Consider the following 9,855-nt stretch of genomic DNA (forward strand, 5'->3'; position numbering starts at 1 on the left):
ACTAGGGTATTTTTATACAGTTATTGTTATATAAATTCAATGGTGTTATCATAAAAAACAGAAAGATGAGGGATGACGATGAGCCATTTGTTAACGATGAGTGAATTATCGGAACAAGAAATTTCAGAAATCCTAAAAGACGCAGAAGATTTCGCGAATGGAAAAGAGAGAAAAACGACAGAGCAAACATTTGTTGCGAACTTGTTCTTTGAGAATAGTACGAGGACGAGATTTAGCTTTGAAGTTGCTGAGAAGAGATTAGGACTTGAAGTATTAGACTTTTCCGCAGATGCATCTAGCGTACAAAAAGGAGAAACTTTATACGATACGATAAGAACACTAGAATCAATCGGAACAAAAGCGGTAGTCATCCGCCATGAGCAAGATCGTTACTTCGATGAATTAAAAGATCAGGTGAATATCCCAATCTTGAACGCTGGAGATGGATGTGGAAATCATCCAACGCAATGTCTACTCGATCTTCTAACAATTAAACAAGAGTTTGGAAGATTTGAAGGTTTGAAGATTGCAATAGTTGGGGATGTTCGTCATAGCCGAGTAGCACGTTCTAATGCAGAAGCATTAACGAAACTGGGCGCGACAATTTACTTTGCAAGCCCAGAAGAGTGGAAAGATGAAGAGAACACATTTGGAACGTACAAGAGTTTAGATGAACTTGTTCCAGAAGTGGATGTGATGATGTTACTTCGTGTACAACATGAGCGTCATGACCATTATGAAACAGACATTATGAAAGAGTATCACGAGCAACATGGGTTAACAGTTGAAAGAGAAAAACGTATGAAAGAAGGAAGCATTATTATGCATCCAGCCCCTGTAAACCGTGATGTTGAAATTGCGAGTGAACTTGTCGAGTGTGAACGCTCACGCATATTCAAGCAAATGGAAAACGGGGTCTACGTAAGAATGGCTGTACTAAAACGCGCATTACCAAATGTATTAGGAGGAATGAAACATGAATTATTTGTTTAAAAATGGTCGTTATATGAATGCAGAAGGAACAATTGTAGCAACAGATCTTCTCGTACAAGACGGTAAAATTGCGAAGGTAGCAGAAAATATTACGGCAGATAATGCTGAAGTAATCGATGTAAATGGAAAGTTAATCGCACCTGGATTAGTAGATGTACACGTTCATCTTCGTGAACCAGGTGGTGAACATAAAGAAACAATTGAAACAGGAACACTTGCAGCAGCAAAAGGTGGATTTACTACAATTTGCGCAATGCCAAACACACGCCCAGTACCAGATTGTAAAGAACATATGGAAGACCTGCAAAAGCGTATTAAAGAAAAAGCACATGTAAATGTATTACCATATGGAGCAATTACAGTACGTCAAGCAGGTTCTGAAATGACCGATTTTGAAACGTTAAAAGAACTTGGAGCGTTTGCTTTCACTGATGATGGCGTAGGCGTGCAAGATGCAAGCATGATGTTAGCTGCAATGAAGCGTGCATCGAAATTAAATATGGCAGTTGTTGCACACTGTGAAGAGAACACACTTATTAATAAAGGATGTGTACATGAAGGGAAGTTTTCTGAGAAACACGGATTAAACGGTATCCCATCAGTATGTGAATCCGTACATATTGCCCGGGACATCTTACTTGCGGAAGCTGCAAATTGTCACTACCACGTATGTCACGTAAGTACAAAAGGATCTGTACGTGTAATCCGTGACGCGAAACGTGCTGGAATTAAGGTGACAGCAGAAGTAACACCGCATCACTTAGTATTATGTGAAGATGATATCCCATCGGCTGATCCTAACTTTAAAATGAATCCACCGCTTCGAGGAAAAGAAGATCATGCAGCGTTAATTGAAGGACTATTAGATGGAACAATTGATATGATCGCAACTGACCATGCACCGCATACTGCAGAAGAGAAAGCGCAAGGGATTGAAAGAGCACCGTTCGGAATTACTGGTTTTGAAACAGCATTCCCGCTTTTATATACGAACCTTGTGAAAAAAGGAATCATTACATTAGAGCAACTGATTCAATTCTTAACAGAAAAACCAGCTGACACATTCGGTTTAGAAGCAGGGCGCCTAACAGAAGGTAGAACAGCTGATATTACAATTATCGATTTAGAACAAGAAGAAGAAATTGATCCAACAACATTCTTATCAAAAGGAAAAAACACACCATTCGCAGGTTGGAAATGCCAAGGTTGGCCGGTTATGACAATCGTTGGTGGTAAGATCGCATGGCAAAAGGAGAGTGCATTAGTATGAAAAGACAACTTATCTTAGAAGATGGAACAGTATTAATTGGAAAAGGTTTCGGAGGAGAAATAGAAAAGTCAGGTGAGGTTGTATTTACAACTGGGATGACTGGATATCAAGAAACTTTATCTGATCCATCATACTGCGGTCAAATCGTAACATTTACGTATCCATTAATTGGAAACTACGGCATTAACCGTGATGATTTTGAATCAATTCACCCATCTGTAAATGGTTTAATCGTAAACGAAATTTGTGATCATCCATCAAACTTCCGTAATGAAATTTCGTTAAATGATTACTTGAAAGAAAGAAATATCCCAGGATTAGCAGGAATTGATACGAGAAAATTAACAAGAAAAATTCGTCAATATGGAACTTTACGCGGACGTCTTTGCAATATGGATGTGGATGTAGAGGACATCGTTAGCCAATTGAAAGCAACTGTCTTTACAGATCATGTGAAACGCGTATCAACAAAAGATCCATATCCAAGTCCAGGCCGTGGACACCGAGTTGTACTTGTAGACTTCGGAATGAAACATGGTATTTTACGAGAATTAAATAAGCGTGATTGCGATGTAATTGTTGTACCTTACAATACAACAGCAGAAGAAATTCTACGCCTTAGCCCAGATGGAATTATGTTAAGTAATGGACCTGGGGACCCAAAAGATGTACCAGAAGCAATTGAAATGTTAAAAGAAATTATTGGTAAAGTTCCTTTATTCGGGATTTGCCTAGGACATCAATTGTTCGCCCTGGCATCTGGTGCGAATACAAGTAAGTTAAAATTCGGTCACCGTGGTTTAAATCATCCAGTAAAAAATCTTGCAACTGGAAAAGTAGCAATTACATCTCAAAACCATGGTTACGCAGTAGAAGAAGAATCAGTTGGAAATACAGAACTGGAAATTACACATGTTGCTTTAAATGATGGAACAGTAGAAGGTCTTCGTCATACGAAGTTCCCAGCATTTACAGTGCAATACCATCCAGAAGCTTCTGCAGGACCAGAAGATGCAAATGATTTATTCGAAGATTTCTTAGCAATGATTGAAAACTTCAAGAAAGAAGGGGAAGAGTTATGCCAAAACGCCTAGACATTAACACAATTTTAGTAATCGGATCAGGACCAATTGTAATTGGGCAAGCAGCAGAGTTTGATTACTCTGGTACACAAGCTTGTCAATCTCTTAGAGAAGAAGGTTACAAAGTAATCCTTGTTAACTCTAACCCAGCAACAATTATGACAGATACTGCAACAGCAGATAAAGTATATATAGAACCATTAACATTAGAATTCGTAAGCCGTATCATTCGTAAAGAACGTCCAGATGCACTCCTACCAACATTAGGTGGTCAAACAGGCCTAAACATGGCTGTTGAACTTGCGAAATCAGGCATACTTGAAGAGTGCGGAGTTGAAATTTTAGGAACAAAATTATCAGCAATCGAGCAAGCCGAGGATCGTGATTTATTCCGTACATTAATGCAGGAATTAAATGAACCAATTCCATCTAGCACGATTATTCATACGCTGGAAGAAGCACATGAATTTGTAAAAGAAATTGGTTATCCAGTTATTGTTCGCCCAGCATTTACAATGGGGGGAACAGGTGGCGGAATCTGTAATAATGAAGAAGAACTAATTGAAATCGTATCAGGTGGATTAAAACATAGTCCAGTAACACAATGTTTATTAGAAAAGAGTATTGCCGGTTGTAAGGAAATTGAATATGAAGTAATGCGTGATTCGAATGATAACGCGATTGTAGTATGTAACATGGAAAATATCGATCCGGTTGGGGTTCACACAGGTGATTCTATCGTTGTAGCACCGAGCCAAACATTAAGTGACCGTGAGTATCAAATGTTACGAAACACTTCATTAAGAATTATTCGTGCATTAGGAATTGAAGGTGGATGTAACGTTCAGCTTGCACTTGATCCACATAGCTTCCAATACTATGTAATCGAAGTAAACCCGCGTGTGAGTCGTTCGTCTGCACTAGCATCTAAAGCAACTGGATATCCAATTGCGAAGCTAGCGGCGAAAATTGCAGTCGGTTTAACATTAGATGAAATTATAAACCCAGTAACACAAAAAACATATGCTTGCTTCGAGCCAGCATTAGACTATGTTGTTTCAAAAATTCCACGTTGGCCATTTGATAAGTTTGAATCAGCAAACAGAACACTTGGTACACAAATGAAGGCAACTGGTGAAGTTATGTCAATCGGACGTAACTTAGAACAATCATTATTAAAAGCGATTCGTTCTTTAGAGCTTGGCGTTTATCACCTAGAGTTAGACCACTTAAAAGAGCTTGATAAAGAAACGATGAAAAAGCGTATTATAAAAGCTGATGACGAGCGTCTGTTCGTTGTAGCAGAAGCAATCCGTCAAGGTGTAACGAAAGAAGAAATCAACGAATGGTGTGAAATGGACTTCTTCTTCTTACAAAAAATTGAAAATATCGTAAACATGGAACGCGAAGTAAAAGCGAATGTAGGAAATATGGAAGTGTTACAATCTGCTAAAGAAATGGGCTTCAGTGACCATTACATCGCCAATGCTTGGAACAAAACAGAGCGTGAAATTTACGATATGCGTAAAGAAAGCAATATGACTCCTGTTTATAAGATGGTAGATACTTGTGCGGCAGAGTTTGAATCTGCAACACCATACTACTACAGCACATATGGTGACGAGAATGAATCGATTGTAACAGATCGTAAGAGTGTAGTTGTACTAGGATCTGGTCCAATCCGTATTGGTCAAGGTGTTGAGTTTGATTATGCAACAGTTCACTCTGTATGGGCAATAAAAGAAGCTGGATATGAGGCAATCATTGTTAATAACAACCCAGAAACAGTTTCAACAGACTTCAGTATTTCTGACAAATTATACTTTGAACCATTAACAATCGAAGATGTAATGCACATTATCGATTTAGAAAAGCCAGAAGGTGTTATCGTCCAATTCGGCGGACAAACGGCAATTAACTTAGCGGCTAAATTAGAAGCACATGGTGTGAAAATCTTAGGAACATCACTTGAAGATTTAGACCGTGCAGAAGATCGTGATAAGTTTGAAGCAGCTTTAACAAAGCTTGGTATCCCGCAACCAGTTGGTAAAACAGCAACGACTGTAGAGCAAGCAGTAGCGATCGCTGACAAAATTGGTTACCCAGTATTAGTAAGACCATCTTACGTACTAGGTGGACGTGCGATGGAAATCGTATATCGTCAAGAAGAATTACTGCACTACATGAAAAATGCGGTTAAAGTTCACGCAGATCACCCAGTATTAATCGACCGTTATATGGTTGGTAAAGAAATTGAAGTAGATGCAATTTCAGACGGTGAGAATGTATTCATTCCAGGTATTATGGAACATATCGAACGCGCTGGAGTTCACTCTGGGGATTCAATTGGAGTATATCCACCACAGAGCTTATCTGAAAAACTAAAAGAACAAATTATTGAACATACAATTGGGCTTGGAAAAGGTTTAAACATTGTTGGATTACTAAACATTCAGTTTGTAGTATTCAAAGATGAAGTGTATGTAATTGAAGTAAATCCACGTGCGAGCCGTACAGTACCATTCTTAAGTAAAATTACAGGCGTACCGATGGCAAATATCGCAACGAAAGTTATTTTAGGTCAAAACCTTGTAGAACAAGGATATGGAACTGGCTATCACCCAGAAGAGAAGGAAGTGTATGTAAAAGCACCGGTATTCTCATTTGCGAAACTACGCTCAGTTGATACAACATTAGGGCCTGAAATGAAATCAACAGGGGAAGTAATGGGTAAAGATTTAACGCTTGAAAAAGCATTATATAAAGGACTTGTTGCTTCAGGAATTAACATTCCAACGCACGGATCAGTAATCATCACTGTAGCGGATAAAGATAAAGAAGAAGCGCTGGAAATTGCAAAACGCTTCCATGAAATCGGCTATAACTTATTAGCAACAGCAGGAACAGCACAATCGCTAACAGAACAAAACATTCCGGTGCAAGTTGTAAACAAAATTGATTCTGAAGACTACAACTTACTTGATATTATCCGTCAAGGGAAAGCGCAGTTTGTAATCAATACATTAACAAAAGGAAAACAACCAGCGCGTGATGGTTTCCGCATTCGCCGTGAATCAGTAGAAAATGGTGTGGCTTGCTTAACATCACTTGATACAACAAGAGCAATCTTGAGAGTATTAGAATCTATGACATTCTCAGCTCATTCAATGAAAGAAATTACGCAAACGAAGCGTCACGAGGTGGTACATGCATGATGCAAAAGCAAAATATGATCGTCGTTAACCAAAAAGAAATCGCAAAAAACATTTACGAATTAGTGCTTCAAGGGGATTTAGTGCAGCAAATGAACGATCCAGGACAGTTTGTACACATTAAGGTAGCAGAGGGCATTACGCCCCTTCTGCGCCGCCCAATTAGTATTTGTAATGTCGATCAAGACAAGAACGAATTTACAATGCTATATCGTGCGGAAGGACAAGGGACAAAAACATTAGCGAAAAGAAAACAAGGTGAACTTGTAGATGTGTTAGGACCACTTGGTCATGGATTTCCTGTAGAAGAAGCGGAATCTGGACAAACGGCTCTATTAGTTGGTGGGGGAATTGGTGTACCACCACTATATGAATTGTCACAGCGTCTTGTAGCAAAAGGAGTACGCGTTATTCACATCTTAGGTTTCCAAACGAAAGATGTTGTCTTCTATGAAGAGAAATTCGCAGAACTTGGTGATACGTATGTTGCAACAGTTGATGGTACACATGGTACAAAAGGGTTTGTAACAGATGTAATCGATAGCTATGGAATTGACTTTGACATTCTCTACTCATGTGGACCTTTAGCGATGCTTCGTGCATTAGAAGGACGCTATAAGGAGAGAAAAGCCTACATTTCATTAGAAGAACGTATGGGCTGTGGTATCGGAGCATGTTTCGCATGTGTATGCCATTTGCAAGCAGATCCGAGTGGACATTCTTACAAGAAGGTGTGTAGCGACGGACCAGTATTTCCAATCGGGGAGGTTGTACTATGAACAGATTGCAAGTTGAATTACCAGGGTTATCATTAAAAAATCCAATCATCCCAGCATCTGGTTGCTTCGGATTTGGTCGTGAGTATGCACAGTTCTATGATTTAAGTGTACTTGGATCAATTATGATTAAAGCGACAACAGAACAACCTCGTTATGGAAACCCAACGCCTCGTGTTGCTGAAACACCAGGCGGAATGCTAAATGCAATCGGGCTTCAAAATCCTGGATTAGAAAAGGTAATGAATTCTGAATTACCTTTTCTCGAGCAATTTGATCTTCCGATTATTGCAAACGTTGCGGGTTCACAAGCTGAGGATTACGTAGCGGTTGCGAAGGCGATTTCAAAGGCACCTAATGTTCATGCGCTAGAATTAAATATTTCTTGTCCAAACGTAAAAACGGGTGGTATCGCTTTTGGTACAAATCCTGAAATTGCTGCTGATTTAACGAAGCGAGTAAAAGAGGTTTCTGAAGTACCGGTATATGTGAAATTGTCACCGAACGTGGCAAACATTGTGGAAATTGCAAAAGCAATTGAAAATGCGGGTGCGGACGGTTTAACGATGATTAATACATTGCTTGGTATGCGTCTAGATTTAAAAACTGCAAAACCAATTTTAGCAAACCGTACGGGCGGACTATCAGGGCCTGCGATTAAGCCAGTAGCAATTCGTATGGTACATGAAGTAAGTCAAGCTGTTAACATTCCGATCATCGGAATGGGTGGTATTGAAACAGCGGAAGATGTAATTGAATTCTTCTATGCTGGCGCAAGCGCGGTTGCAGTTGGAACGGCGAACTTTATCGATCCGTTCGTATGTCCGACAATTATTGAAGAATTACCAGCATTACTAGATGAATTAGGATTTGATCATATTTCGGAATGTCAAGGAAGGAGCTGGAAGCAAACATGTCACAGTCGTTAATCGTTGCACTAGATTTTCCAGGGAAACAAGAGGTAGAACAATTCTTACACCACTTTGAAGGGGAAGAGTTATTTGTCAAAGTTGGTATGGAGTTGTTTTACAAAGAAGGTCCTGCAATTATTACGTACTTAAAAGAAAAAGGACATAAAATCTTCCTAGATTTAAAACTTCATGATATTCCGAATACGGTAAAAAGCGCTATGCGTAGCCTAGCTAGTCTAGATGTAGATATGGTAAATGTTCATGCTGCTGGGGGAAGCAGTATGATGAAAGCTGCGATTGAGGGATTAGAGGAAGGTAAGCAAGAAGGAAAAGAGAGACCGATTTGTATTGCCGTTACACAATTAACAAGCACTTCGGAAGCTATGATGAAAAAAGAGATTGGCATTGAGAAAACGTTAGAAGAAGCGGTTGCTCATTATGCAAAATTAACGAAAGAAAGTGGACTTGATGGAGTTGTTTGTTCAACACTTGAAGTACCAAAATTACGTGAAGTATGCGGAAATGAATTTGTAACAGTAACACCGGGGATTCGTCTTGCAAGCGATGATGTAAATGACCAAGTGCGCGTAGCAACACCGAAACGTGCGAGGGAACTTGGTTCAAGCTACATCGTAGTTGGACGTAGTATTACAAAAGCAGAAAATCCGCTTGAAGCGTATAAAACAGTAAAACAACAGTGGGAAGGTGTAACAGTATGAAAAAAGAAATCGCATCGCATTTATTAGAAATTGGAGCAGTATTTTTACAACCGAATGACCCATTTACTTGGTCTTCTGGTATAAAATCACCAATTTATTGTGATAATCGTTTAACTTTATCTTATCCAAAAGTACGCCAAGCGATTGCAGCTGGATTAGAAGAGTTAATTAAAGAGCACTTCCCAACTGTAGAAGTTATTGCAGGAACAGCAACTGCTGGTATTGCGCACGCTGCATGGGTAAGCGATCGTATGGATTTACCAATGTGCTACGTGCGTAGTAAAGCAAAAGGTCACGGTAAAGGGAACCAAATCGAAGGAAAAGCTGAAAAAGGTCAAAAAGTAGTAGTAGTAGAAGACTTAATTTCAACTGGCGGTAGTGCAATTACATGTGTAGAAGCACTTCGCGAAGCTGGCTGTGAAGTATTAGGAATCGTATCAATCTTCACATACGAGCTTGAGTCAGGAAAAGAGAAACTAGAAGTAGCAAACGTAGCATCATATTCTTTAAGTGATTACAGTGCATTAACTGAAGTTGCAGCAGAAAAAGGTATGATCGGACAAGCTGAAACGAAAAAGTTACAAGAGTGGCGTAAAAATCCAGCAAACGAAGCTTGGATTACAGCGTAACACGAAAAAAGACGACCGCGGGGGATGCAGTGACCCCTGTCAAGTAGACAGTATTTAAAAAGCGCAACTAAGCAACCTGAGTTCTATATTTATATGGACTCAGGTTATTTAATTTCTTTTGAAATCTTTGATGATTATAAAAGTGCATATATTTACGCACGGCAAGTTTGACCTCATTCGCTTTACGGAAGGAGTATAAATGAAAACACTCTGCCTTAAAGTGACTGAAGAAGTTTTCCATACAAGCATTATCCCAACAGTTG

The 9,855-nt window shown here is 39.3% G+C and carries 9 protein-coding genes; 8 read left to right on the plus strand and 1 reads right to left on the minus strand.

Features of this window, described 5'->3' with window-relative positions; translation table 11 throughout:
• The first annotated feature begins 78 nt into the window (after positions 1-78).
• Genes pyrB through pyrE form a run of 8 tightly spaced genes read left to right on the plus strand, consistent with a single transcriptional unit; the run spans position 79 to position 9,592 of the window.
• Positions 79-993: an aspartate carbamoyltransferase gene (gene pyrB, locus AC1DS7_RS19855; RefSeq protein ID WP_002128846.1), complete on the plus strand. Its 915-nt coding sequence runs from the start codon at positions 79-81 to the stop codon at positions 991-993.
• Entirely contained in the window at positions 977-2,263 is a 1,287-nt protein-coding gene (pyrC, locus tag AC1DS7_RS19860; RefSeq protein ID WP_002088243.1) for a dihydroorotase, read from the plus strand. Before pyrB ends, pyrC begins: the two co-directional genes overlap by 17 nt.
• On the plus strand, positions 2,260-3,357 hold the full coding sequence (locus AC1DS7_RS19865; RefSeq protein WP_002111416.1) for a carbamoyl phosphate synthase small subunit: 1,098 nt from the start codon (positions 2,260-2,262) through the stop codon (positions 3,355-3,357). The genes pyrC and AC1DS7_RS19865 overlap by 4 nt, the downstream gene beginning before the upstream one ends.
• Complete coding sequence (gene carB, locus AC1DS7_RS19870) at positions 3,342-6,560, plus strand: carbamoyl-phosphate synthase large subunit (RefSeq protein WP_002128845.1); 3,219 nt, start codon at positions 3,342-3,344, stop codon at positions 6,558-6,560. Before AC1DS7_RS19865 ends, carB begins: the two co-directional genes overlap by 16 nt.
• A complete protein-coding gene (gene pyrK / locus AC1DS7_RS19875) occupies positions 6,557-7,336 on the plus strand; it encodes a dihydroorotate oxidase B electron transfer subunit (protein WP_002088239.1) in 780 nt (259 codons plus the stop codon). The genes carB and pyrK overlap by 4 nt, the downstream gene beginning before the upstream one ends.
• Positions 7,333-8,262 carry a dihydroorotate oxidase B catalytic subunit gene (gene pyrD, locus AC1DS7_RS19880; protein ID WP_002088238.1) on the plus strand — a complete coding sequence of 310 codons (930 nt, stop codon included), beginning with the start codon at positions 7,333-7,335 and terminating at the stop codon, positions 8,260-8,262. The genes pyrK and pyrD overlap by 4 nt, the downstream gene beginning before the upstream one ends.
• A complete protein-coding gene (pyrF, locus tag AC1DS7_RS19885) occupies positions 8,247-8,963 on the plus strand; it encodes an orotidine-5'-phosphate decarboxylase (protein ID WP_000083510.1) in 717 nt (238 codons plus the stop codon). The genes pyrD and pyrF overlap by 16 nt, the downstream gene beginning before the upstream one ends.
• On the plus strand, positions 8,960-9,592 hold the full coding sequence (gene pyrE, locus AC1DS7_RS19890) for an orotate phosphoribosyltransferase (protein WP_002142936.1): 633 nt from the start codon (positions 8,960-8,962) through the stop codon (positions 9,590-9,592). Before pyrF ends, pyrE begins: the two co-directional genes overlap by 4 nt.
• A 67-nt stretch (positions 9,593-9,659) precedes the next feature.
• Here the strand turns inward: pyrE and AC1DS7_RS19895 are convergent.
• The coding region (locus tag AC1DS7_RS19895) for an IS3 family transposase (RefSeq protein ID WP_476999164.1) at positions 9,660-9,855 on the minus strand (196 nt) is incomplete at its 5' end.

It is taken from the genome of Bacillus sp. P4_E1, assembly GCF_056401715.1.